23 protein-coding genes and 1 pseudogene are annotated in these 25,130 nt (G+C 59.8%); 18 read left to right on the top strand and 6 right to left on the bottom strand.

The window, feature by feature from the left end; translation table 11 throughout:
• Window positions 1–50: 50 nt before the first annotated feature.
• The 4 genes and pseudogenes from AC3ISI_RS02275 to AC3ISI_RS02260 all read right to left on the bottom strand — a co-directional run bounded on the left by AC3ISI_RS02275 (window position 51) and on the right by AC3ISI_RS02260 (window position 2,634).
• The gene (locus AC3ISI_RS02275; RefSeq protein WP_489337613.1) at window positions 51–782 is read right to left on the bottom strand and encodes a methyl-accepting chemotaxis protein; all 732 of its coding nucleotides are present in this window, start codon (window positions 780–782) and stop codon (window positions 51–53) included.
• A 132-nt stretch (window positions 783–914) separates the two neighbouring features.
• Window positions 915–1,958 (bottom strand): annotated as a pseudogene (locus tag AC3ISI_RS02270) (HAMP domain-containing protein); the annotation flags it as partial.
• Window positions 1,959–2,104: 146 nt separating this feature from the next.
• Window positions 2,105–2,407 carry a cell division protein ZapA gene (locus AC3ISI_RS02265; RefSeq protein ID WP_150778964.1) on the bottom strand — a complete coding sequence of 101 codons (303 nt, stop codon included), beginning with the start codon at window positions 2,405–2,407 and terminating at the stop codon, window positions 2,105–2,107.
• Entirely contained in the window at window positions 2,404–2,634 is a 231-nt protein-coding gene (locus tag AC3ISI_RS02260) for a hypothetical protein (protein ID WP_007947124.1), read from the bottom strand. The genes AC3ISI_RS02265 and AC3ISI_RS02260 overlap by 4 nt, the downstream gene beginning before the upstream one ends.
• A 371-nt stretch (window positions 2,635–3,005) precedes the next feature.
• Here AC3ISI_RS02260 and AC3ISI_RS02255 point away from each other — a divergent pair, with 371 nt between their 5' ends.
• The 3 genes from AC3ISI_RS02255 to selO are packed head-to-tail and all read left to right on the top strand — an operon-like array spanning window position 3,006 to window position 9,645.
• Window positions 3,006–4,748 carry a potassium/proton antiporter gene (locus tag AC3ISI_RS02255; protein WP_489335287.1) on the top strand — a complete coding sequence of 581 codons (1,743 nt, stop codon included), beginning with the start codon at window positions 3,006–3,008 and terminating at the stop codon, window positions 4,746–4,748.
• A gap of 34 nt (window positions 4,749–4,782) precedes the next feature.
• A complete protein-coding gene (gene mscK / locus AC3ISI_RS02250; protein ID WP_489335286.1) occupies window positions 4,783–8,133 on the top strand; it encodes a mechanosensitive channel MscK in 3,351 nt (1,116 codons plus the stop codon).
• Window positions 8,134–8,181: 48 nt separating this feature from the next.
• Complete coding sequence (selO, locus tag AC3ISI_RS02245; protein ID WP_489335284.1) at window positions 8,182–9,645, top strand: protein adenylyltransferase SelO; 1,464 nt, start codon at window positions 8,182–8,184, stop codon at window positions 9,643–9,645.
• A gap of 13 nt (window positions 9,646–9,658) precedes the next feature.
• Here selO and AC3ISI_RS02240 read toward each other — a convergent pair whose 3' ends face one another.
• Entirely contained in the window at window positions 9,659–9,880 is a 222-nt protein-coding gene (locus AC3ISI_RS02240) for a hypothetical protein (protein WP_489335283.1), read from the bottom strand.
• A gap of 200 nt (window positions 9,881–10,080) precedes the next feature.
• Here AC3ISI_RS02240 and trxC point away from each other — a divergent pair, with 200 nt between their 5' ends.
• Complete coding sequence (gene trxC, locus AC3ISI_RS02235; RefSeq protein WP_489335282.1) at window positions 10,081–10,515, top strand: thioredoxin TrxC; 435 nt, start codon at window positions 10,081–10,083, stop codon at window positions 10,513–10,515.
• A 131-nt stretch (window positions 10,516–10,646) separates the two neighbouring features.
• On the opposite strand, the gene AC3ISI_RS02230 is transcribed toward trxC, so the two are convergent.
• Window positions 10,647–11,417: a ParA family protein gene (locus AC3ISI_RS02230; RefSeq protein WP_489335281.1), complete on the bottom strand. Its 771-nt coding sequence runs from the start codon at window positions 11,415–11,417 to the stop codon at window positions 10,647–10,649.
• A gap of 355 nt (window positions 11,418–11,772) precedes the next feature.
• On the opposite strand from AC3ISI_RS02230, the gene AC3ISI_RS02225 reads away from it, so the two are divergent.
• The 14 genes from AC3ISI_RS02225 to AC3ISI_RS02160 all read left to right on the top strand — a co-directional run bounded on the left by AC3ISI_RS02225 (window position 11,773) and on the right by AC3ISI_RS02160 (window position 25,093).
• The gene (locus AC3ISI_RS02225; RefSeq protein ID WP_489335280.1) at window positions 11,773–12,498 is read left to right on the top strand and encodes a beta-ketoacyl synthase chain length factor; all 726 of its coding nucleotides are present in this window, start codon (window positions 11,773–11,775) and stop codon (window positions 12,496–12,498) included.
• Entirely contained in the window at window positions 12,474–13,286 is an 813-nt protein-coding gene (locus tag AC3ISI_RS02220; protein WP_489335279.1) for a lysophospholipid acyltransferase family protein, read from the top strand. The genes AC3ISI_RS02225 and AC3ISI_RS02220 overlap by 25 nt, the downstream gene beginning before the upstream one ends.
• Window positions 13,264–13,539, top strand: a complete 276-nt coding sequence (locus tag AC3ISI_RS02215; RefSeq protein WP_489335278.1) for a phosphopantetheine-binding protein — start codon at window positions 13,264–13,266, stop codon at window positions 13,537–13,539. The genes AC3ISI_RS02220 and AC3ISI_RS02215 overlap by 23 nt, the downstream gene beginning before the upstream one ends.
• A gap of 9 nt (window positions 13,540–13,548) precedes the next feature.
• The gene (locus tag AC3ISI_RS02210) at window positions 13,549–13,803 is read left to right on the top strand and encodes an acyl carrier protein (RefSeq protein WP_007947135.1); all 255 of its coding nucleotides are present in this window, start codon (window positions 13,549–13,551) and stop codon (window positions 13,801–13,803) included.
• Window positions 13,800–14,345: a COG4648 family protein gene (locus AC3ISI_RS02205; RefSeq protein WP_489335277.1), complete on the top strand. Its 546-nt coding sequence runs from the start codon at window positions 13,800–13,802 to the stop codon at window positions 14,343–14,345. The genes AC3ISI_RS02210 and AC3ISI_RS02205 overlap by 4 nt, the downstream gene beginning before the upstream one ends.
• On the top strand, window positions 14,342–16,024 hold the full coding sequence (locus AC3ISI_RS02200) for an ApeI family dehydratase (protein WP_489335276.1): 1,683 nt from the start codon (window positions 14,342–14,344) through the stop codon (window positions 16,022–16,024). The genes AC3ISI_RS02205 and AC3ISI_RS02200 overlap by 4 nt, the downstream gene beginning before the upstream one ends.
• Before the next feature lie 131 nt (window positions 16,025–16,155).
• Window positions 16,156–16,890: a glycosyltransferase family 2 protein gene (locus AC3ISI_RS02195; protein WP_489335275.1), complete on the top strand. Its 735-nt coding sequence runs from the start codon at window positions 16,156–16,158 to the stop codon at window positions 16,888–16,890.
• The gene (locus tag AC3ISI_RS02190; protein ID WP_489335274.1) at window positions 16,887–17,834 is read left to right on the top strand and encodes a lysophospholipid acyltransferase family protein; all 948 of its coding nucleotides are present in this window, start codon (window positions 16,887–16,889) and stop codon (window positions 17,832–17,834) included. The genes AC3ISI_RS02195 and AC3ISI_RS02190 overlap by 4 nt, the downstream gene beginning before the upstream one ends.
• Window positions 17,815–19,359: an HAL/PAL/TAL family ammonia-lyase gene (locus tag AC3ISI_RS02185; protein WP_489335272.1), complete on the top strand. Its 1,545-nt coding sequence runs from the start codon at window positions 17,815–17,817 to the stop codon at window positions 19,357–19,359. Before AC3ISI_RS02190 ends, AC3ISI_RS02185 begins: the two co-directional genes overlap by 20 nt.
• Entirely contained in the window at window positions 19,352–19,777 is a 426-nt protein-coding gene (locus AC3ISI_RS02180) for an acyl-CoA thioesterase (RefSeq protein WP_489335271.1), read from the top strand. Before AC3ISI_RS02185 ends, AC3ISI_RS02180 begins: the two co-directional genes overlap by 8 nt.
• On the top strand, window positions 19,774–20,376 hold the full coding sequence (locus AC3ISI_RS02175; RefSeq protein ID WP_489335270.1) for an outer membrane lipoprotein carrier protein LolA: 603 nt from the start codon (window positions 19,774–19,776) through the stop codon (window positions 20,374–20,376). Before AC3ISI_RS02180 ends, AC3ISI_RS02175 begins: the two co-directional genes overlap by 4 nt.
• Window positions 20,360–22,702, top strand: coding sequence for an MMPL family transporter (locus AC3ISI_RS02170; RefSeq protein ID WP_489335269.1), 2,343 nt, complete (start codon window positions 20,360–20,362; stop codon window positions 22,700–22,702). Before AC3ISI_RS02175 ends, AC3ISI_RS02170 begins: the two co-directional genes overlap by 17 nt.
• Entirely contained in the window at window positions 22,702–23,859 is a 1,158-nt protein-coding gene (locus AC3ISI_RS02165; RefSeq protein ID WP_489337612.1) for a sodium:proton antiporter, read from the top strand. Before AC3ISI_RS02170 ends, AC3ISI_RS02165 begins: the two co-directional genes overlap by 1 nt.
• Window positions 23,846–25,093, top strand: a complete 1,248-nt coding sequence (locus tag AC3ISI_RS02160) for an NAD(P)/FAD-dependent oxidoreductase (RefSeq protein ID WP_489335268.1) — start codon at window positions 23,846–23,848, stop codon at window positions 25,091–25,093. Before AC3ISI_RS02165 ends, AC3ISI_RS02160 begins: the two co-directional genes overlap by 14 nt.
• The last annotated feature ends 37 nt before the right edge of the window (window positions 25,094–25,130 follow it).

Here is a 25,130-nt window from a genome sequence, read left to right as displayed (position 1 = left end):
TTGTAGGAGCTGGCTTGCCAGCGAACGCGTCAGCACTGCCAACGCATTTTTCAGCTCAGTTTGAAACTGCTCATCTGCCGCGCCAAATCATCTGCCAACCGCTGCAACGTCTGACAGTCTCCACGGCACGCCCTCACCTCCCCCGCCGTCGCGCGCGCCAGATCCGAAATCCCCTGCACGTTGCGATTGATCTCCTCCGTCACCGCCGACTGTTCTTCTGTCGCCGTCGCCACCTGATGGTTCATGTCGCTGATGCGTTCCACCTGCCCGGTAATCGCCGTCAACGACGCCCCGGTGCGCTGGCTCGACTCAACGCCGGTGCCGGTCGCCGCTTGACCGCTGTGCATCGATGACACGGCATTTTCCGCCCCCTGCTTAAGGCTGCCGATCATCTGTTGAATCTCATCGGTGGACGACTGAGTCCGCCGCGCCAAGGTGCGCACTTCATCCGCCACCACCGCAAACCCGCGCCCCATATCCCCGGCCCGCGCTGCTTCGATGGCCGCGTTGAGCGCTAGCAAATTGGTCTGCTCGGATATTCCGCGAATCACGGCCAGCACTTGATCAATCGACGCCACCTGATTGGCCAGCTCACCCACGGCATCCGCCGCAATACCTATTTCGTCGGACATGCTTTCGATATTCCGGATCGACCCGCCCACCACTTCACGCGCCTGCATCGCCTCATCGCGAGCATTCTGCGACGCGACCGCCGCGTTGCCCGCGTTCTGGGCGATTTCCTGCACGGTCAGGCCCATCTCATGAACAGCAGTGGCCACCATGTCAGTCATTTCCTGCTGGCGACCAGAGCGCTGGGCCGTGTTATCCACAACTTTCGCCACTTGGCCAACCGCGGTGCGCAAGCGTTCGCTGGTGGTCAGTACTTCACCGATCATCTCGCGCTGACTGTCGAGGAAGCGGTTGAAGCCGCGCGCCAGATCACCCAGTTCATCGGCACGGCTGGAATCTAACCGATGGGTCAAATCTCCACCGCCGCTACCGATGGCCACCAGTGCAGCTGTTACCTGACGAATCGGCCGCACGAGCCCACGGGCCAGCAGCACCACCAACATCAGACACACCAGCGCTACCGCAAGGGCAATGCCGCTGCTCATCCACATAGCGCGACGGGCTTCGGCGTAAATCTGCGATTGCGGCACTTCGGCCACCAGCGTCCAGCCGAGATCGCGCAGCGGCAGGCTTAACGCGAGGAAGTCTTCGCCATCTCTTACAAAGCTGCTGTTGGTGGCGGACGCTGTGGAGTTAGAGAGTTGACCCATGACCGCTTGCGCCGCCGGGGCACCGATTTGCTCGGCCAAGGTGCGTTTGCCGCTGAATTGCGCTTCGGGATGCACCTGGATCAAACCGTCTGAACGCACGAGATAGACCTTGCCGCGCGCCCCGAAATTGAAATTGTGGATCAGTGCAGACAGCTCTTTCATGCTCAGGCCAAGCCCGGCAACGCCCACGGTTTTACCAGCCTGCTCGACTTTGAAGTCGATGAACAGCGCCAATTCTCCAGTCGCGGTGTCATTGTCGATATTGAGGGTACGCGACTGGTTGCTGTCGAGGAATGAGTAGAACCAGGCGTCTTTGGGGCTGGAACGACTGAGGGTCCGGTCCAGGCCTTTTTCGGTCAAATAGTGATTTGAAGCGATGCCGATAATCAGCGCAGTGAAGGCTTTGTGCTCGGCGCGAATGCCTTCCAGGTATTGCGCAAATTCAGCGGTCCGGCCGCTGTCTTCACCCGCGGCCAACCAGTCGCGCACCATGCTATTGCTGGCGATATCCTTGGCGGCGGTAAGGGGTTGAACGAGGATTCGCTCGATGTCGTTGCGCATCGCTTCGATGCTCGACGGCAGGGCTTGTTCGACCAGATAGCTCTGGGCGAGACGGTTAACCACGAGGGTATAAATGCCCACCACGATCAGAATACTGACCAGCAGGGCGGTGCCCATACTCAGGATTAACTGCCATTGAATACTGCGTCGCCAAAACTGCATAGAGCACCCCCAAAGAATAAGAGGCTGAAACACTGCAACAGCCGTGCCGATTGTATACAACTCCTATCGACAATTTATTCTTTGGTTGTGCGCAAAGCCGATCAGGCCTGATTGATCGTCTTGGAGATCACTTCAACCGTGGCGCTGACTTGCTCTTGGTAACGGTCGAGTTCCTGCTTGTGCTGCTTTTGCATTTCAATCTGTTGCGAGCACAGATTCATCGCGGCCAGTACCAGCAGGCGGTCACCGATCAGTGTCGGGTACTTTCTTTTGGTGTCGGCCAAAGCAGCCTTCAACATCATCGCGGCGTCCAGCAGGGTTTGCTCTTCCCCGGCCGGCGCCTTGATCGAATAGTCCTCCCCCAGGATCGAGACGACTTTTACCCCTGCGGCGCCTTGATTCATGCGCTGACCGGGCCGGCGCTGACGCGCTCAACCAGGGCCTGAATGCGTGCGGCAGTGGCGCCTTGTTTCTCTTCCTGCTCCATCAGGCTCAATTGCAGGCTTTCGTTTTCATCCTTGGCCTGAGCCAGTTCTGCACTCAGGGTCTGGTTGCTGCCGAGCAGTGCCTGGTTCTGTTGCACCAGGTCATTTACCAGCTGTTCCAATTGGCTTAGGGATGCTTCCAACATTTTGATTTTCCGAGCATTTTCAAAGGGCGCGTACGATAAAGAAAAGTCACCACGGACGCCAGGGTTATTCAGGCCCAAGGCCCTGATTTTCCTGGCGAGCGACCTTTCTCGCGAGCAGTAAAGACTGTGATTGGCGGATGGGGTTCCTTCACTTCGTCGCCGGGGGCCTAAGTGCAACACCTTGCAACGGATTTCCGACTCGGCTACTCAACTGGCGCCCGCGCCTGACGTAGCCCAACGATCACCGCTCTGCACCTCCTGCGCTGCAAAAACCTTTTTGACAGCATCACATTTCAACAGGTTAGAATCGCTGGCACGCAGACTGCATGGTCAGTTTGTGCCCGCCTTTCAGCTTTTTTGGAGTAACGCCTTTGAATGCAATCACCATCAACAGCCTGTTTCTGATCGGCGCGTTGCTGGTAGGTGCGAGCATTCTGGTGAGCTCACTTTCGTCCCGCCTCGGCATCCCGATTCTGGTGATTATCCTGGCCGTGGGCATGGCCGCCGGTGTCGACGGTGGCGGCATTATTTTCGATAACTACCCCACGGCTTATCTGGTCGGCAACCTCGCGTTGGCGGTGATCCTGCTCGACGGTGGTTTGCGTACTCGGGTCGCGAGTTTCCGCGTTGCGCTGTGGCCTGCACTGTCGCTGGCCACGGTCGGGGTGTTAATAACGACCGCATTGACCGGCATGGTGGCCGCTTGGCTATTTAACCTGAGCATCATTCAGGGCTTGTTGATTGGCGCGATTGTCGGCTCTACCGACGCCGCAGCGGTATTCTCGCTGCTGGGCGGCAAAGGCCTGAATGAACGGGTCACCGCCAGCCTCGAAATCGAATCCGGCAGCAACGACCCAATGGCGGTGTTCCTCACCGTGACCCTGATCGACATGCTCGCCAGCGGCGAGACCGGCCTGCACTGGAGCCTGCTCGTGCACTTCGTCCGGGAGTTCGGTATCGGTGCCGTTGTCGGCCTTGCGGGTGGCTGGGTCATGCTGCAACTGGTCAACCGCATCAATCTGGCCAACGGCCTCTATCCGATTCTGGTGATTGCCGGCGGCCTGGTGGTGTTTGCGCTGACCAACGCCCTGCACGGCAGTGGCTTCCTTGCGGTGTATCTGTGCGGCCTGGTCATCGGCAACCGTCCTGTGCGCAGTCGGCACGGTATTTTGCACATGCTCGACGGCATGGCCTGGCTGGCGCAGATCGGGATGTTCCTGGTGCTGGGTCTGCTGGTCACACCGCACGACCTGCTGCCCATTGCCCTGCCCGCGTTGGGTCTGGCGTTGTGGATGATTCTGTTTGCACGGCCGTTGTCGGTAGTAGTCGGTTTGCTGCCGTTCAAGGCGTTCCATGGCCGCGAAAAAGCGTTCATTTCCTGGGTCGGCCTGCGCGGCGCGGTCCCGATCATTTTGGCGGTGTTCCCGCTGATGGCCGGCCTGCCCCACGCTCAGCTCTATTTCAACCTCGCGTTCTTTATTGTGCTGGTGTCGCTGTTGGTGCAAGGCACGAGCCTGCCGTGGGTGGCCAAACTGCTGAAAGTGACGGTGCCACCTGACCCCGCGCCGATCTCACGGTCCGCCCTGGAAGTGCACGTCACCAGTGAGTGGGAAATGTTCGTTTATCGCCTCGGCGCCGAGAAATGGTGCATCGGCTCCCCCCTTCGCGAACTGAAAATGCCCGAAGGCACGCGCATCGCCGCACTGTTTCGTGGCCAGCAACTGCTCCATCCGTCGGGTAGTACGGTGCTTGAAGTCGATGATTTGCTGTGTGTTATCGGCCACGAACACAACCTGCCGGCCCTCGGAAAACTCTTCAGCCAGGCACCGCAACGGGGTCTGGATCTGCGTTTCTTCGGCGACTTCGTGCTCGAAGGAGACGCCCAGCTGGGCGCGGTTGCGGCGCTGTACGGATTGAAAGTCGAAGGCATCGATCCGGACATGTCGCTCGGCCACTTCATCGCTCAGAAAGTCGGGGGTGCGCCCGTTGTCGGTGACCAGGTGGAGTGGAACAACACCATTTGGACCGTCGCGGTCATGGAGGGGAACAAGATCGGCAAAGTGGGCGTCAGATTCCCCGAAGGAAGTCGCCCGGGCCCGGGACTCTTCCTCTAAACTCCATTCTTCGTTTCGTTTTTGATCGGTCTCTATGTCAACCCTGCGCACCTTTTTCATCATGGCCCTGCTAGGCCTGAGCCTCTCCATCGGCACGCTGCAAGCGGCCGAACCGCCGTCCAGCGAAGCCGTGCAGGCGAGCCTGGACAAGATCGCCGACCGCAAACTGCCGGAAGCCGACCAGAAAGCCCTGCAAGCCATCTTGCAAAACACGCTGACCCAGCTCAGTTTCCAGCGCGACTACGAGCAGAAACTGGCCGATGTCAAACAACAACTGGCCACCGCTCCCAAGCAAGTCATCGAGAATCAGCGTGAACTGACGCGTCTGAAGGCCAGCAAAGTGCAACCGGTGACGCAACGCTATGCCAACCTGTCGGTCCCGCAACTTGAGCAAATGCTCACCGAGCGCTCGACCCAGCAAAGCGATCTGCAAAGGGCCCTGACCGACGCCAACACCCTGGTGATTACCGCCCAGACTCGCCCGGAGCGCGCCCAGGCCGAAATCTCGGCCAGCCAGACGCGCATTCAACAAATCAACAACATCCTCAAGACCGGCAAAGATGCCGGCAAAACCTTGAGCGGCGAACAGCGCGATTTGCTCAATGCCGAACTCGCCGCCCTGAACGCGCTGATTCCGCTGCGTCGCCAGGAACTGGCCGGCAACAATCAGTTGCAGGATCTGGGCAACAGCCAGCACGATTTGCTGTCGGAAAAATCCGATCGCATGGATCAGGAAATCCAGGAACTGCAAACCCTGATCAACCAGAAACGCCTGGCCCAGTCCCAGGAAACGGTGACCCAGCAGTCCATCGAGGCACAGAAATCCGGCGGCAGCAGCCTGTTGGCTACCGAAAGTGCAGCCAACCTGAAGCTCTCCGACTACCTGCTCAAAAGCACGGACCGCCTCAACGAAGTCACCCAGCAAAACCTGCAAACCAAACAGCAACTGGACAACGTCACCCAGAGCGATTCGGCGCTGGACGAGCAAATCAACGTGCTCAAGGGCAGCCTGCTGCTCTCCAAGATTCTCTACAAACAGAAACAGTCCCTGCCGCGTTTAAGGCTCGACCGCAACCTGGCGGACCAAATCGCCGACATTCGCCTCTATCAGTTTGAAGTCAGCCAGCAACGCGAATTGCTGAGTAACCCGGCCACCTATGTCGACAACCTGCTGTCGACTCAACCCCCGGAACAAGTTACCCCGCAACTGCGCAAGAGCCTGCTGGACCTGGCCACGACCCGCGCCGACCTGCTGGAGCGACTGAACCGCGAATTGAGCGCCGTGCTCAACGAATCCATCACCCTGCAACTCAATCAGAAACAATTGCTGAGCACCGCGCAAAGCCTGCGCGCGACCCTCGACGAACAAATGTTCTGGATTCCCAGCAACAAGCCGCTGGACATGGAATGGATACGCGCGGTACCGGAACGCTTGCAGCGCCAGATCACAACCTTGCCGTGGTTCTCCAGCCTGAGTGAATTGAGCGACGGCCTGATTCAACGGCCGCTGCTGTTTCTGCCGCTGGTGCTGCTGATCGGCGCCCTGCTGTGGCGACGCAAAAGCCTGTACGCCCAACTGAACAAGGTTCACAAGGATATTGGCCACTTCAAGCGCGACAGCCAGTGGCACACGCCGCAGGCTATTCTGGTCAATATTTTGCTGGCGATGCCGGTCGCGCTGGGCCTGGCCTTATGCGGCCTCGCCTTGCAGATCGACGCCCGCGGGCAGAACGCCAACATGGGCGCCGCGCTGCTGCAAATGGCTCAGGCATGGCTGGTGTTCTACACCGCCTACCGGATTCTCGCGCCGGGTGGCGTGGCCGAACTGCATTTTCGCTGGGAAAAACCTCAGGTCGAATTCCTTCAGGGCTGGATCCGTCGACTAGGCCTGGTGGTGATGGCGCTGGTGGCGGTGGTCGCCGTCGCCGAGTTGCAACCGGCGACCCTGGCCGATGATGTACTCGGCATGCCGGTGGTGCTGGCCTGCTACGCCTTGATGGCCTGGCTGCTCAGCCGCTTGCTGATGCGCAGCCCGACGCACGAGAACACGTCGCTATTCCGCAAAATAGTGGGGATCCTGTTTACCGCCCTGCCGATCGCGTTGTTCGTGGCCGTGTGTTTCGGCTATTACTACACCGCGCTCAAGCTCAGTGACCGACTGATCAATACCCTTTACCTGCTGATGTTCTGGCTGGTGATCGAAGCCACTTTTGTCCGCGGGCTCAGCGTTGCGGCCCGCCGGCTGGCGTATCAGCGAGCCCTGACCAAACGTCAGGCGGCGAAAGAGGCCGGTGACGGCGAAGCCGTGATCGAAGAACCGACGCTGGACATCGAGAAGGTCAACGAACAATCCCTGCGCCTGATTCGTCTGGCGCTGCTCGGCGCTTTCATGGGCGCACTGTACTGGGCCTGGTCCGATCTGATTTCGGTGTTCTCGTACCTGGACAACATCACCCTCTACGAATACACCAGCGGCACGGGCGCAACCATGAGCATGGTGCCGATCAGCATCGGCGACATGCTGGGCGCGCTGATCATCATCGGCATCACCTTCGCCCTCGCCCGCAACTTGCCGGGCCTGTTGGAAGTGTTCGTGTTGTCCAAGCTCAATCTGGCGCAGGGCAGCGCCTACGCCACAACCACGCTGCTGTCTTACGTGATTGCCGGGGTCGGTTTCGTCTCGACCTTATCCACACTCGGCGTAAGCTGGGACAAGTTGCAATGGCTGGTGGCAGCGCTCTCCGTCGGTCTGGGTTTCGGGATGCAGGAGATTTTTGCGAATTTCATCTCCGGCATCATGATTCTGTTCGAACGTCCGGTGCGGATCGGCGACACCATTACCATTGGCAACCTGTCGGGCACGGTCAGCAAGATCCGCATCCGCGCCACAACCATCACCGACTTCGACCGCAAGGACATCATTGTCCCGAACAAGACGTTCATTACCGGGCAACTGATCAACTGGTCCCTGACCGACACCATCACCCGGGTAACGCTCAAGCTCGGCGTTGATTACGGCTCGGACCTGGACCTGGTCAAAGAACTGCTGCTTAAGGCCGCCCGGGATAACCCGCGTGTGCTCAAAGACCCGGAACCGCACGTGTACTTCCTGAACTTCGGCGAAAGCACCCTCGACCACGAGTTACGCATGCACGTGCGCGACCTTGGTGACCGAAACCCGGTGCTCGACGAGGTCAACCGCTTCATCAACCGCGAATTCAAGAAGCAGCACATCAACATCTCGTTCCGGCAAATGGAGGTCTACCTCAAAAACCTTCACGGCCAGGAATACAAATTGGTGCCGATCGAACCGGAGAGTAAAACCATCGTGCCGATGGCCGATGGGAAACCGCTGCAAGAACCGCCAGCCGCCAAGCTCGACTAACCGCGCTATCCCTAGCAGAATGCTCGGACATTCTGCTGGAGATGGCCGTTGAAAGCCCTCGACGAACTGACCTTCGATAATCGTTTTGCCCGCCTGGGCGATACGTTTTCCGCCCATGTGCTGCCCGAGCCCATCGATAACCCGCGTCTGGTGGTGGCCAGCCCGGCGGCCATGAAGCTGCTTGATCTGGACCCGGCCGTAGCCGAAACCCCGGAGTTCGCTGAACTGTTCAGCGGCCACAAGCTCTGGGCCGACGCAGTGCCTCGGGCGATGGTCTATTCCGGGCATCAGTTCGGTTCCTACAATCCACAGCTGGGCGACGGTCGCGGCTTGTTGCTGGGCGAGGTCTATAACGAGGCCGGTGAACACTGGGACTTGCACCTCAAGGGTGCCGGGCAGACGCCTTTTTCGCGCATGGGTGATGGGCGGGCGGTCTTGCGCTCCTCGATCCGCGAATTTCTCGCCTCTGAGGCCCTGCACGCGTTGAACATCCCGACCACCCGCGCACTCTGCGTGATCGGCTCCGACACACCGGTTTGGCGCGAGAAGCAGGAACGCGCGGCCATGGTCCTGCGTCTGGCACCCAGCCATGTGCGCTTCGGGCATTTCGAATATTTCTACTACACCAAACGTCCCGAGAAGCAGAAAGAACTCGGCGAACATGTGCTGGCCATGCACTTCCCCGAATGCCTGGAACAACCGGAACCGTATCTGGCGATGTTCCGTGAAATTGTCGAGCGCAACGCCGAACTGATCGCCAAGTGGCAGGCCTATGGTTTCTGCCATGGGGTAATGAACTCCGACAACATGTCGATCCTCGGCATCACCTTCGACTTCGGTCCCTTCGCCTTCCTCGACGACTTCGACGCCCACTTCATCTGCAACCACTCCGACGATCAGGGCCGCTACTCCTTCAGCAACCAGGTGCCAATCGGCCAGTGGAATCTCAGCGCCCTGGCTCAAGCCCTGACACCATTCATCAGCGTCGAAGCCCTGCGCGAAACCCTCGGGCTCTACTTGCCGCTTTACCAGGCCCATTACCTGGACCTGATGCGCCGTCGACTCGGCTTCACCACAGCCGAAGACGGTGACCAGAAACTGCTGGAACAGCTGCTGCAACTGATGCAGAACAGTGGCGTCGATTACAGTTTGTTCTTCCGCCGACTTGGGGATGAATCACCTGAACAGGCCGTCACCCGATTGCGCGATGACTTCGTCGACATCAAAGGCTTCGATGTCTGGGGCGAGCTTTACATCGCCCGGGTGGCTCGCGAGGGCGTGGTTGATCAGGAACAGCGCCGAACACGGATGCACGCGGTCAACCCGCTGTACATCCTGCGTAATTACCTGGCGCAAAAGGCTATCGATGCGGCGGAGAGCGGCGACTATTCCGAGGTGCGTCGGCTGCATTCGGTGCTGAGCAATCCGTTTGAGCAACAGCCGGGAATGGAGAGTTATGCCGAGCGGCCGCCGGAGTGGGGCAAACATTTGGAGATTAGTTGCTCGTCTTGAGCCCAACGAAATTTCAGATTGGCATTGATCGGTGCTCACGGTCATAGGCTTCGATATGGTCGCCTATGATCGACACCAGCTCTTCCAGCGAATGAAATTCATCGCTGCCCATCATTTCCAGCAACTCACCCCTCGATTCGACCAAGCGTTCGTACTCAGCTTCGGACTCAGGGCGTTTTAACAGCCAAGATACGAATGGCCAATGCTCAATTGCTTGCCTGAAGATATCGTTCATTTTTTCACCACCTTAGTCGCTGTTGGAATCCATGGATGAAGACTAAAAGTTGAATCGCCCGTTATCTAGCAGACAGAGGCACCTTGATCTGTAGGTCGCCTCTCCAGTTGCAGAAGGCTACTTCTTACAAATTTCCACCTTGATAAACGGAACCTTTGCCTCCAGATCCACCGTATTGATTGCTACTTTGAAGAGCCAACATGACCGACCCACTCCTCATTCCCTGCCCCCACTGCAACGGCCTCAACCGCATCCCCGCCGAGCGCCTCAACGACCATCCAAAGTGTGGTCGCTGCAAGTCCGAGGTTTTGCTGAGTAAACCGTTCGAATTGAAGCAGGGCGATTACGCCAGTCAGATCAAAGGCGATCTGCCATTGCTGGTGGACGTATGGGCGGATTGGTGTGGGCCGTGCAAGTCGTTTGCGCCGGTGTTCGAGCAGGCGGCGGGTCAGTTGGCGGGCAAGTGCCGGTTGGCGAAACTGGACAGCGAGGCCAATCAGCAATTGTCGGCACAACTGGGGATTCGCTCGATACCGAGTTTGATTCTGTTCAAGAACGGCCGGGAAGTGGCGCGCCAGAGCGGGGCTTTCCCGTTACCGCAGCTGATGAGCTGGTTGCGTAGTCAGGGGATTTAAAAACCACCACCAATAAATGTGGGAGCGAGCCTGCTCGCGATAGCGGAGTGTCAGTCGACATCAATTTCGACTATTACTCCGCTATCGCGAGCAGGCTCGCTCCCACAGGGATTCGATGGTGTTAGCTGGGTTCAGGCATTTTCCAGCAGTTTGTGCAGTTCGACGAATTGCTGGGTCAACTTGTGCCGTGGGTCGAGGTGGATCAGTGGCGTGTTGGCCTGGTGGGATTCGCGCATGCGCACTGAACTGGCCAGATACACCGGCAATACCGGCAGACCTTCGGCAATCAATTCGTCGAGGATCTGCTGGGGCAGGCTCGCGCGGGCCTGGAACTGGTTGACCACGATACCTTCGACTTCCAGGCCTTCGTTGTGGTCTTCCTTGAGTTCTTCGATTTCCGCCAGCACGCCGTACAACGCCTGACGCGAGAAGCTGTCGCAATCGAAGGGGATCAACACACGATCCGCGGCAATCAACGCGGATACCGCGTAGAAGTTCAGCGCGGGCGGTGTATCCAGGTAAATCCGGTCGTAATCTTCCCCGAGTTCCTCAAGCAACTTACGCAGCTTGTTGATCTTGTGTTTGGCCTCAAGCTTGGGCTGCAAATCGGCCAGCTCGGCGGTAGCGGTGACCACGTGCAGGTTGTCGAAGGGTGTTTCGTAGATGTCGACCTGGTTTTTCTTCGAAAACGGGCCAGAGGACAGGGTTTGCTTGAAGAAATCGGCGATACCCATCGGAATGTCACTGCCGGTGAGGCCTGTCAGGTATTGAGTGGAGTTGGCCTGGGCATCGAGATCCACCAATAGGGTGCGATAGCCCTCACTGGCGCTGACCGCCGCCAGATTGCAGGCAATACTGGATTTGCCCACGCCACCTTTTTGATTAAACACCACGCGCCGCATGTCAAAACCTCTCCGTGTATCAAAGAATGACCGAGTGTAGTGGTCCACGGCACCGCTTAGCTACCTCGGAGACTAAGGACTACACGATCAATTCCAGTCTCCCAATGAAAACACGGAAATATCATCCATTGATGCAGGCAAAGGCCGACAGACATGACCCGCTCACTGTGGATAATGGCCAAACGGTAGCTTTCACCGAACCAAACGGTACATTTGATTGCGCAAAATGTAACCAACATTTGCTACGCACCGGTAGCACCGGGATAATGCGCGCCACTCGGCGCTACGCGTCACGTAAGGTCTGTCGCTATTTTTGCGACTTGCCGCGTCAAGGAAGCCCCGCAGGGGGGGATGTATGTCTGTGATCAACTTCAACATCGCCCAATGGCGCGCGTGGGCTCCTGGGCTCGAATGTGTGGACGACTGGCAGGCGTGGAGCCAACAGCCGGTCGTACTTGCGAGCAGCGATGCCGCCCCCGACGTGTCGTTTCTGCCGGCCATGCAGCGCCGACGGCTCAGCCGTTTGGCGCGAATGGCATTCAGTGTCGGCTGGCCCATGGCCGAGGGCCGCCAGGACCTGCCGTTGGTCTTTATTTCCCGTCATGGCGAAACCCCACGCACCTTCGAAATCCTTAGCGATCTGGCCGCGGAACTACCGTTGTCGCCGACTCACTTCAGCCTGTCCGTGCACAATGCCGTTATTGGTCTTTGGTCGATCATGCGTGGCGAAACCAGCGAAATGACGGCCCTGGCCGCAGCCGGCGACGGGTTTGAACACGGCATGCTAGAGGCCGCGGCGATGCTGAAGGAAGGCGCACCGGCCGTCCTGCTGATTGTCACCGAAGAACAGCCGCCCAGCGCCTACGAGACCTGGATCGACGATGTGCCGTTTCCCTATGCCGTCGCTCTGTTGCTGACCCCCGGTACCGACTGGCAGCTGTCCCTGAACAGTACGACACAAAGGTTGTCCAACGCCCACTGGCCCCATGCCCTGAATCTGTTGCGTACCCTGCTCGGCCAGCAAACCACCTGCCAACATGCCTGGAAGAATCGTGTATGGACCTGGCATCGCACCCGGTAACCGAAAAAAACCGCGACGCCTATTACTGGCGCCTGCTGGCCACTGCCGCAAGCTTCACCCTGTTCGGGTTGGGCGGCCTGTGCCTGCGGCTGGTGGTTTTCCCGTTACTCAATTGCCTGCCCGGTGATACCCAGACCCACCGCCTACGCGCGCGACGAACCGTTAGCCGCTGCTTCTGGCTTTTTGTCCGGTTCATGGCCCGCGCGGGCGTTCTGACGTACGACATTCAGGGTGCGGAAAAGCTTGGTCGCCCTGGGCAAATGATCTTCGCCAATCACCCCTCTCTGATCGATGTCGTGTTTCTGGTTGGCCTGGTACGAAACGCCAACTGCGTCGTCAAACAAAGCCTTTGGGAAAACCCCTTTACCCGCGCCCCGCTGCGCCGCACCGAATACATCAGCAACGACGGCAGCATGGACATGCTCGACAGGGCTGCCGACGCGTTGAAGAGCGGTCAGACCTTGATCATCTTCCCCGAAGGCACACGCACACAGCCTGGCGAAGCGCCGGCCTTTCATCGGGGGGGCGCGGCAATTGCCTTGCGAGGTGCGAAAATCCTGACCCCGGTGATCATCAAGGTCAGCCCGACAACGTTGACCAAGGCCGAGCCCTGGTATCGAATCCCGAAACGCCGCGTGCACTTCAGTTTCCGCGTCGGAGCCGATATCGACCCACAAGCTTTCGTCGCGAGTGGCCCGCCCCCACAGGCTTCTCGTAAGCTCAATGATTATTTGCATACTTACTTTATTAAGGAGCTCGCCGAAGATGAGCGATCTGCACACGAATAGCCTGGTGCTGGAAATCAAAGAACTGATCATCGATGCCCTCGGCCTCGAAGACATCAGTGCCGACGACATCGACAACGATCAGGCGCTGTTCGGCGAAGGCCTGGGTCTGGATTCAGTGGACGCTCTGGAACTCGGCCTGGCGATCCAGAAAAAATACGGCATCAAAATCGATGCCGACGCCAAAGACACCCGCAATCACTTCAGCAACGTGGCGAGCCTTGCGGCGTTCGTCACTGCAAAACAGGCAGCTTGAGACCGGACCATGCAAACTCGTGACGACATATTCAATACCCTGCGCGATGCCTTGGTCGAACTTTTCGAGCTGGATCCGGCACGCGTGAGCCTCGAATCGAACCTGTATCAGGATCTGGAAATCGACAGTATCGACGCCGTCGACCTCATCGATCACATCAAGCGCCAGACCGGCAAGAAAATCGCCGCCGAAGAATTCAAATCGGTGCGTACTGTCAGCGACGTGGTCGAGGCGGTCTATCGCCTGGTTCAACCCGCCGCATGAGCCGACTGATCGGCCTTGGCCTGCTGCTCGCGGGCCTGTTGTACCCCTTCGCGGTGTATTTCGGCATGGAGCATTTTGCTCCATGGCAGTTCGGCCTGCTGTTGGGCAGCCTGTGGCTCGCTCGGGCAATGCTCGGCAAGCGCCGTCCCGGCAGCCAGTGGATGGCGATCATCGCGATATTTTTTTGCCTGTTGCTGGCGCTGTTCGACAGTCCGCTATTGCTGCGCTGGTACCCGGTACTGATCAGCGCGTTCATGCTCGGGCTGTTTGGCCTGAGCCTCAAATTCGGCCCGCCGATGGTCGAACGCCTGGCGCGCCTGCGTGAACCGCACCTGCCGGCCAGGGCCATTATTTATACGCGCCAGGTGACGATTGTCTGGTGTGTGTTTTTCATCTTTAACGGCTTGCTCGCCGCCGCCCTGACCCTTTGGGCGCCGCTGAGCTGGTGGATGTTGTACACCGGCCTGATTTCCTACGGATTGATGGGCCTGCTGTTTGCCATTGAATGGCTGATACGACAACGGGTACGAGGCCACTCATGAATTGGATAACACTTGAGCAGTTGTTGCTCAAGGCTCAGCCGGAGCGCGCCGTAACGGCCGAACCGGCGTTGAATCATGCAAACCTGTGCGAACAGGCCCTGTGCGTCGCGGCCGGCCTGCAAGCCCAAGGTGTGCAGCGCATCGCCGTGCACCTTGAAGACGCCGCCGACCTGGCGATTGCCCTGCTCGGTGCCTGGCGCGCCGGCGTCAGCGTGCTGCTGCCTGCCGATCTACAACCGCAGACGCGCCAGCGCTGGTCCTGCGAAATCGATCTGTGGCTGACCGATCTGGCGGATGACGCGCACCTGAGCGATTACCGCTATCCGCCTCTCGCGGGTGCCGCGCTGGATTTAGACACGTGCCAGCTAAGTCTTTGCACCTCCGGCTCCAGCGGCGAACCCAAGCGTATCGACAAAACCCTGCGCCAGTTGGCCAATGAAACTCAGGCGCTGGAGCAGCTCTGGGGCGCGGACCTGGGCGAGGCGTGCGTCATCGGCAGCGTCGCCACCCAACACATCTATGGTCTGCTGTTTCGGGTACTGTGGCCCTTGTGCGCCGGACGGGCGTTCGTGCGTAAGCAACTGGCGTTCCCCGAAGACTTGCAGCGCGCCAGTCGTGAACACCCGGCGTTCGCCTGGGTCGCCAGCCCGGCGCTGCTCAAACGCATGGGTGACAACCTCGACTGGCCAGCCTTGAGCGCCGTACGACGGGTGTTTTCCTCCGGCGGCGCGTTACCCGCCGAGGCTGCGCAACGCCTGCACCAACACCTGCAACAATGGCCGACGGAAATCTTCGGCAGTTCGGAAACCGGCGGCATCGCCTGGCGTCAGGGCAGCGATCTCTGGCAACCGTTTACGGGCGTCGAGTTGAGCCAGGACAGCGATGGTGCGCTACTGATCCAATCGCCCTACTTGCCGGCCGGCCACCTCGAACACACCGCGGACGCTGCACGGATCGAGGCCAATGGCCGTTTCCAATTGTTGGGACGACTGGACCGGATCGTGAAACTGGAAGAGAAACGCATTTCGCTGCCCATGCTGGAAAAAGCGCTGATGGACCATGACTGGGTCGCGGAAGCTCGCCTCGGCGTGGTCCAGGAAAACCGCGCGTCGCTAGGTGCGCTGCTGGTGCTGAGCGAATCGGGTCTGCATGCCTTGCGCAATCAGGGTCGACGCACGCTCACGCAAGCACTGCGTCAGCACCTGAGCCAGCATTGCGAAACCCTCGCCCTGCCTCGGCGCTGGCGATTGCTGCGGCAATTGCCACTGAACGCTCAAGGCAAACTGCCTCAGGCCGATGTCGAGGCCTTGCTGCTGGCGCCCCGCGTCAAGTCACCCGAAGTGCTCGAACAGGAAGAAGTCGAGGGCGAATGGAGCCTGCAACTGGCTGTCCCGCCGGACCTCGCTTATTTCAGCGGCCACTTCCCGCAAACGCCGGTACTGCCCGGCGTGGTGCAGGTGGAGTGGGCGCTGAGACTCGGGCAGCAACTGATGGACCTGCCGGCGAAATTCGCCGGCATGGAAGTGCTGAAGTTTCAGCAACTGGTGCGCCCGGGCGACGAAATCCAGCTGCATCTGCGCTTTGACCCGGAACGCAGCAAATTGTATTTCGCCTACCGCAATGAGACCGCCACCTGTTCCAGTGGGCGGATTTTGCTGGAGGCTGCGGGCGATGTATGACTTTGGTGAGTGCTGCGCACTCAATCGGGAGCAGGCTCGCTCCCACAGGAGGAGTGCGTCGCTCACACATACAATGTGGGAGCGAGCCTGCTCGCGATGGGATCAACTCGATGTCTCGGGTGTTGACCACTATGCATAACCCCTGCGCCATCATCCCGGTCTACAACCACGAAACCGCAATCACCACCGTGGTCGACGCACTCATTGCCAGTGGCCTGCCGTGCATTCTGGTGGACGATGCCAGCGATCCATCCTGCGCCAGAGTACTCGACCAACTGTCCCGGCGCGAAAGGGTCAACTTGATCCGCCTCGCCACTAACCAGGGCAAGGGCGGCGCCGTGATGACCGGACTGCGCGAAGCTTCACGCCTGGGTTTCAGCCACGCGTTGCAAGTGGACGCCGATGGTCAGCACGACCTGCAGGGCGTCCCGCTCTTTATCGAACAATCACGCACCCACCCGGACGCGGTGATCTGTGGTTACCCGCAATACGACGCCAGCGTGCCCAAAGGACGTTTGTACGCCCGCTACCTGACGCACGTGATGGTCTGGATCAACACGCTGTCCTTGCAGATTCGCGACTCCATGTGCGGCTTTCGCGTCTATCCATTACCGCCCACCCTGGCGCTGATCGACTCGGCGAAGATCGGCAAGCGCATGGACTTCGACTCGGACATTCTCGTGCGCCTGGCCTGGCGCAACCTGCCGATGCAATGGTTGCCGACCCGGGTTCATTACCCGCTGGACGGCGTCTCGCATTTCCGCCTGTTCCACGACAATGTGCTGATTTCCAGCATGCATACGCGGCTGTTTTTCGGCATGTTGCTGCGGGCACCGGTGATCCTCTGGCGACGGTGGCGAGCATGAGCAGTGGCGTAGACAAGAAACACTGGGCTGACCGCCAGGAACGAGGCAGTTTCTGGCTGATGAAGCTCACCGCGTTCGGCGCCAAAGTGTTGGGGCGTCGGCTGTTGTGCCCGATTTTGTACGGCATCGTCCTGTACTTCTTCCTCTTTGGGCGCAGCGCTCGCTACAGCGCCTGGCAATACCAGCAACATCTCGCCGACTGGAGCGCCCGCCCTGAATTGCGTCCAACCCATTGGCGCGTGTTTGGTCAGTTCATGGCGTTCGCCGACTCCATGCTCGACAAACTCGACGTTTGGAACGGCAAGCTGAGCATCGACCAGATCGAAATCATCGACCCGGCGCTGCTGCGCAATCAACTGCGTGGCAGCCGCGGACAAATGCTGGTGGGCGCGCATTTGGGCAATCTCGAAGTCTGCCGCGCGTTGGCGGAAATCGGTGAAAAAGTCACGATGAACGTGCTGGTCCACACCAAACACGCCGAGCAGTTCAACCGTTTGCTTGGCGAGGCCGGCGCGACCAACCTGCGGCTGATCCAGGTCAGCGACCTGGACCCGGTGATCATGCTTCAATTGCATGAGCGTCTGGAACGCGGCGAATGGCTGGCGATTGCCGGCGACCGCGTGCCGCTGCACGGCGGACGCAGCGTGACAGTGGATTTTCTCGGCCATCCGGCTGCATTCCCTCAGGGGCCATGGTTGCTGGCCGGTTTGTTGAAATGCCCGATCAATCTGTTGATGTGTCTGAAGAAACCGTCGGGCGAATATCGCGTGACCCTCGAACCGTTTGCCGAGGCCGTGGTCTGGAAACGCAGCGACCGCGAACAGGTCATTCATCAGTGGGCGTCCCGCTACGCCGAGCGACTGGGTCACTATTGCCTCGAAGCGCCCCAACAATGGTTCAACTTTTACCCTTTCTGGAAGACCGATGACGACGCCAACGCATGAGCCGGTAACCTTCGGCGAACTCCCTTTGCGCATCGAAGACGTGCTGGCTCTGGCCAACCGTCTGGTGCCGACGCAGTTGCAGGGCGATCCCGCGTACCGCGAGCGTATCGCCAAGGGCGCACGATTCCTCGACTCCCTGCTGGACAAGGAAGGCGTGATCTATGGCGTGACCACCGGATATGGCGATTCCTGCGTGGTCGCGGTGCCGCTGCATCACGTTGAGGCTTTGCCCCGTCATCTGTACACCTTCCATGGCTGTGGCCTGGGCAAATTGCTCGATGAACAGGCCACTCGCGCGGTACTCGCCGCGCGCTTGCAGTCGTTGTGTCATGGCGTTTCCGGGGTGCGCGTGGAACTGTTGGAACGCCTGCAAGCCTTCCTCGAACACGACATCCTGCCGCTGATCCCGGAAGAAGGCTCGGTGGGCGCCAGCGGCGATCTGACGCCGTTGTCCTACGTTGCCGCGACCCTGTCGGGCGAGCGCGAAGTGATGTTTCGTGGCGAGCGCCGACAAGCCGCCGACGTCCACCGTGAACTGGGCTGGCAGCCGTTGGTGCTGCGCCCGAAAGAAGCGCTGGCCTTGATGAACGGCACCGCCGTGATGACTGGCCTTGCCTGCCTGGCCTTCGCCCGCGCTGATTATCTGCTGCAACTGGCCACGCGCATCACCGCGCTGAACGTGGTGGCGTTGCAGGGCAATCCTGAACACTTCGACGAACGCCTGTTCGCCGCCAAACCGCACCCGGGGCAGATGCAAGTCGCCGCGTGGCTGCGCAAAGATCTGGCGATCGACGCGCCGACCGCGCCACTGCACCGCCTGCAGGATCGCTACTCCCTGCGTTGCGCGCCCCACGTCCTCGGTGTGTTGGCGGACAGCCTCAATTGGCTGCGCTCGTTCATCGAAATTGAACTCAACAGCGCCAACGACAATCCGATCATCGACGCCGAAGCCGAGCGAGTGCTGCACGGTGGGCACTTCTATGGCGGCCACATCGCGTTCGCCATGGACAGCCTGAAAAACCTGGTGGCCAACGTGGCCGACCTGCTGGACCGTCAACTCGCATTGCTGGTGGACGAGCGCTACAACCATGGCTTGCCGAGCAATCTGTCCGGCGCTAGCACTGACCGGGCGATGCTCAACCATGGCTTCAAAGCCGTGCAAATCGGCACCAGCGCCTGGACCGCCGAAGCACTGAAAAACACCATGCCGGCCAGCGTTTTCTCGCGCTCTACCGAGTGCCACAACCAGGACAAAGTGAGCATGGGCACCATTGCTGCTCGCGACGCGATTCGTGTGCTGGAGCTGACCGAACAGGTCGCCGCCGCGACCCTGCTCGCCGCCAATCAGGGCGTATGGTTGCGCATCAAGGCCGAAGACGCTCGCCCTTTGCCGCCGGCTTTGGCCGCCATGCACGAAGAATTGGCCAAAGATTTCCCGCCAGTCATCGAAGATCGCGCCCTGGAAGGCGAATTGCGCCTGTGCCTGAAACGAATTGCCGAGCAACACTGGAGGCTGCATGCGTAGCAAGGGAGTGCTTCACACCGATACGGAAATCCAGGTGCCCTTCTTTGACGTCGACACCATGCACGTGGTCTGGCACGGCCATTACGTCAAGTATTTGGAAGTAGCCCGCTGTGCGCTGCTGGACAAAATCGGCCACAACTACGCGGCGATGTCCGAATCGGGTTACGCCTGGCCGGTGATCGACTTGCAACTGCGGTACGTGCGCGGCGCGGTGTTCGGCCAGAAACTGAACGTGCGCGCCAATCTGGTGGAGTGGGAGAACCGGTTGAAGATCAACTACCTGATCAGTGACCTTGAAAGCGGTGAACGCCTGACTCGCGCCAGCTCCGTGCAGGTCGCGGTCGACATGGCCAGCCGCGAAATGCAACTGGCCTCACCGAAGGTCTTTACCGACGCTGTAGAAAGGATGCTCGCATGAACCCGATCTTCAAATGCCTCGGCGCTCTGGTACTGCTCGGTTTGTCATCGCTCGCCAACGCTTTCGATCTGCAACAACTGAGCGATCAACTGGCCAAACCGGAAGTGATCCATGGCAACTTCATCCAGGAAAAACACCTGCGCGCCCTGCCCCAGCCGCTGACCAGCAAGGGCACGTTCGTCCTCGCGAAAAATCATGGTCTGCTGTGGCTACTCAGAACTCCCTTGCAACAGGATTACCGAATCACCGCCAAAGGCATCGCTCGACGTGACACCAGTGGTTGGCAGATGCTGCCGAGCAAGAGCGCAGGCGCCGAGCAGAACCGCTTGTTCCTCGCCGTTCTGCAAGGCGACAGCAGCGGCTTGCAGCGTGACTTCGAGCTTTCATTGAGCGGCGATGCGCAGAACTGGAAGCTGACGCTGATTCCGCATTCGCTCTTGCTCAAGCAGGTGTTCAAGCAGATCAACATCACCGGTGGCGAATTGGTGAGCACCATCGAGCTGCTGGAAACCCAAGGCGACAGCACCCTCTTGCGCATGCAGAACAGCACCCGCGCCCAACCGTTGAGCACTGCGGAGCAACATGACTTTGCCGAGTGAACGCAGGCTGCCATGGCTGTTCCTGATCCTGCTGCTGGCGGTACTCGCGCTCGCCGGTTGGCAATGGCGTGACGGCGCACCGCTGTCGGCGAACTTGATGGAACTGGTGCCGGGCACGGCGCCTGACGCGCTGGAACTGCGTGCCGAACAACGCATGCAAGAACCACTAAACCGTGAATTGCTGATGCTGGTCGGCCATAAGGATCGTGAGCAGGCCATCGCCATGGCGCAGATACTCGGCGAACAATGGCAGGCCAGCGGTTTGTTTGAAAAGGTCCAGTGGACCCTGCAAGCCGACTTGCCCGCGTTGCGCACACAACTGCTGCAAGGTCGATTGGCGATGCTGTCTGAGACGGATCGCCAGCAACTGATTGAACATCCCGACGCCTTCATCCAGCAGCGGGTACAGGCACTGTTCGACCCGTTCACCGGGTTCAGCCTGGTACCAAGCCAGGATGACTGGCTGGGCCTGACCGGGCGCATCCAGAATAGCCAGCCACAGCGTGGCACCGTACAACTGGACATCGGCAGCGGCGCGTTGATCGCCGATGCCGACGGCAAGCACTGGGTGTTGCTGCGGGCAAAAACCACCGGTAATGCCTTTGACATGAGCCTGCCGTTGCAAGTGGCCGGCCTGCTTGAAAACAGCCGCGATCAAGCGGCTCAGTCTGACGTGCAACTGCTGGCTGCCAGCGGATTGCTCTACGCCGCGAGTGGTCAGCAACAAGCAACCCGTGAGATGACATGGGTCGGTGGCGGCGCCACGCTCGGCATTCTGGCCCTGCTGTTAATGGCGTTTCGGCGCTGGCGGGTGTTACTCGCGTTCGTTCCGGTACTGGTGGGCATGCTATTTGGCGCCGTGGCCTGCGTGGCGCTGTTCGGCCATATGCATGTGATGACGCTCGTGCTCGGTTCCAGCCTGATCGGCGTGGCCGTTGATTATCCGCTGCATTACCTGTCGAAAAGCTGGAGCCTGAAACCCTGGCACAGCTGGCCAGCGCTACGGCTGACGCTGCCTGGCCTGACGTTGAGCCTGATCACCAGTTGCATCGGTTACCTCGCGCTGGCGTGGACACCGTTCCCGGCCCTGACCCAAATCGCCGTGTTCTCCGCCGCCGGTTTGCTCGGTGCTTATCTGTCCGCCGTCTGCCTGCTGCCGGCACTGCTCAAGGGCTTGGACATACGTCCGGCGCAATGGCCGCTGCGCGTTTGTGAATCGTTGGTGAGCCTGCGTGAGGCACTGCTCAAACATTTCAGTACGCCGGTGCTGCTGGCACTGCTGATTGCATTCTGCGTGGGCGGCCTGCTGCAACTCCAAAGCAAAAACGATATTCGCCAGTGGATCGGCACACCGCAGCAACTGACGGACGAAGCCCGGACCATTGCGCGCATCACCGGCTTTCAACCGACCAGCCAGTTTTTCCTGGTGCGCGGCGCGAATCAGCAGCAATTGCTGGAGCGTCAGACCGCGTTGAACGAGCGCCTGGATCAGTTGGTTGGCCTGGAAAAACTTCAGGGCTACCTGTCGCTGAATCAGTTGGTCAGCCCGCCTGGCGAACAGCAACAAGTGCGTGAAGCGTTGAGCAAGCTGCCGCAGTTCTGGCAGCCCTTGCTCGACGTCGGCGTACCGGCAGAAGCGCTGCACGCAGAACTGACGAAATTGCAGGCGTTGCCCGCCAAAGACATCGACGCCGCGCTGCTCGGTCCGCTGGCTGAGCCCTATCGCCCACTGTGGCTGGGGCCGACCGATGACGGTGGCGTGGCGGCGATGGTCAGCCTGCAAGGCCTGAACGACCCTACCCTGTTACGCGTTCAAGCGTTGGACTTGCCAGGCGTCAAACTGATCGACCGTCTCGGTGAATTGAACAGCGTTTTCGCGGCGACACAGATCAGCGCCGCAGAGCTCAAGCTCGCCTCCTGCGCGCTAATCGTACTGGTGCTGATGCTGCCATTCGGTCTCGGTGGCGCCCTGCGCATCGTCGCCCTGCCATTGCTCGCCGCGCTGTGCAGCCTGGCCAGTCTCGGCTGGCTGGGGCAACCGCTGACGCTGTTCAGCCTGTTTGGCTTGCTGTTGGTGACGGCGATCAGCGTCGATTACGCGATCCTCATGCGCGAACAGGTGGGCGGCGCGGCCGTGAGCCTGCTCGGCACCTTGCTCGCGGCGCTGACCACCTGGCTGTCGTTTGGTTTGCTCGCCGTATCAAGCACGCCGGCCGTGAGCAATTTTGGCCTGTCAGTGAGCTTGGGCCTGGCCTTCAGTTTCATCCTGGCGCCGTGGGCGGGACGACATGTCCACAGCGTTCCGGTCGCGGAGCCGGCAGCATGATGATCGCCCTGTTTTGGCTGATGGTCCTCGCGTTGTTCGCCGTGGCCACTCGTGTCGGTCGTCATTTCGGTCTGATCCCCATCGTCAGCCAGTTGCTGTTGGCCACTTTCGGCCTGCCGCTGCTGATGTACTTCTGGATCGAACCCAGCTGGCAACTCAACGGCGCTGAACTGATCTCGCCCGCATGGCTGAAAAATCTCTACAGCCTGAGCTTTGCCTTACTGCTGGGGCACATTCTCAGCGACGTGATCGACCTGCGGCTGGATCGCCAGAGCCTGAAAATCGCCCTGCCGAGTTTTTGCATTCCGTTCGCGGGCGGGCTGGCGACGGCGGTCTGGTTGCTGCCCGCCCAACCGTGGATCAGCTCATTGGCGGTGGGTCTGGTATTCGCCATCACCGCTATCCCGGTGTTGTATTTGTACCTGCGGCACATCGACTACCCGCCCGACGCCACCCGGCGTCTGGTGCAGACCGCGATCCTCATTGACCTGGCGTGCTGGACGCTGTTCGGGCTCGCTCAGGGCAGCCTGCACCTGAGCAGCCTGCTGCTGCCATTGGCCGGTGCTTGTCTGCCGGTGCTGCTGCGTCTGCTCGGTTTGCGTCAGGCGTTGCTGCACAGCGGTTGTTTCTTCGCACTGCTGGTGATCGCCGAGCACTTCAAACTCAATGCGCTGATTTTCGGCATCGGTTATCTGCTATGCATGGCGGCATTGAAAGTACCACTGGTGTGGCCAATACCGGCGCTCTGGATGAGCCGATTGCAAACCTGGATCGCCATTCCGCTGATCCTCACGTTCGGCATTGTGCAGATCAACGTACACGCCGCCATCACCAGCCTGAGCTGGCTACAACTGGCCGCCCTGCTGCTGTTGCCGATTGCCAGCAAACTGCTGGGCAACTGGCTGGGTCTGGGTTGGGCGGGTGCCTCCTTTGAAGGCGCCAGCCGCTGGCGGGAAAGCCTGCTGCTGAATATTCGTGGTTTGAGTGAGATCGTTTTTCTGAATCTGTTGCTGCAACTACAGCTCATCAGCCCCGCGCTGTACTTTGCGCTGATGGTGATGGGCCTGATTGCGACATTACTGCCGGCCCTGGCCGGTATGCACACTCCCCCATTGAACATCGCCGCCCCGGCAAGGAGCCCACGTGCCAACAGTTGAAATGCAACGTCGACAAGTCGTCGTCATCGGCGCAGGCCCCTCGGGGGCCATCGCTGCCGCGCTGCTCAAACGCAACGGTCACGATGTGCTGATGATTGAGCGCCAGCACTTCCCGCGGTTTTCCATCGGCGAAAGCCTGTTGTCGCATTGCCTGGATTTTGTCGAAGAAGCCGGCATGCTCGATGCGGTGAACGCGGCTGGATTCCAGTTAAAAAACGGCGCCGCATTCGCCTGGGGTGATCAGTACAGCGCCTTTGATTTCGGCGACACCTTCAGCCATGGAAAACCGACCACGTTTCAGGTGCAGCGCGCCGATTTCGACAAGCTGCTGGCCGATCAGGCCGCGCTGCAAGGCGTGGAAGTGCGTTACGGCGAAGCCATCGTCAGCGTAAATTTCAACTTGCCGAAACCACAACTCGACGTGCTGCGCGAAGACGGCAGCCAGTACCGCGTCGAAGCAGATTTCGTGTTGGATGCCAGCGGCTACGGTCGCGTGCTGCCGCGCCTGCTGGACCTTGAAGCGCCATCGAATTTTCCGGTGCGCCAAGCCGTGTTTACCCACATCGAAGATCACATCGACAGCCCGACCTTCGAGCGGGAAAAAATCCTCATTACCACCCACCCCATCCATCGCGACATCTGGTTCTGGACGATCCCGTTCAGCAACGGTCGTTGCTCGGTGGGGGTGGTCGCTGCCGCCGAGCATTTCGAAGGCCGCATGGATAATCTGGACGAATGCCTGCGCGGTTTCATCGCTGAAACCCCAAGCCTGGCTGGCGTAGTTAAAAACGCTGTATGGGACACCCCTGCACGAACCATCGGTGGCTACTCTGCCAACGTGAAGACCCTTCACGGTCCTGGCTTTGCGCTGCTCGGCAACGCTGCGGAATTCCTCGACCCGGTGTTCTCCTCTGGCGTGACCATCGCCATGCGTTCGGCGAGCATGGCCGCCGGCGTGTTGCATCGCCAACTGCAAGGGGAAAGCGTCGACTGGCAAACCGAGTTCGCCGAACCGCTCAAGCGTGGCGTCGATACCTTCCGCTGCTACGTCGAAGGCTGGTACGCCGGGACCTTCCAGGATGTGATCTACCATCCAGGCAGCTCACCGGACATCCGCCGAATGATCAGCGCGATTCTCGCCGGTTATGCCTGGGACGAGCGTAACCCGTTCGTCAGTGAACCCAAGCGTCGGCTGCGGGTGTTGTCAGAACTCTGCGCAAGAGATGTCACATGAATGACAGAACCGCCTGTTTGCGGCGCAACACCCTTGA

The organism is Pseudomonas sp. GL_139_B, from assembly GCF_057834475.1.
This window is presented reverse-complemented; position numbering and strand designations above follow the sequence as displayed.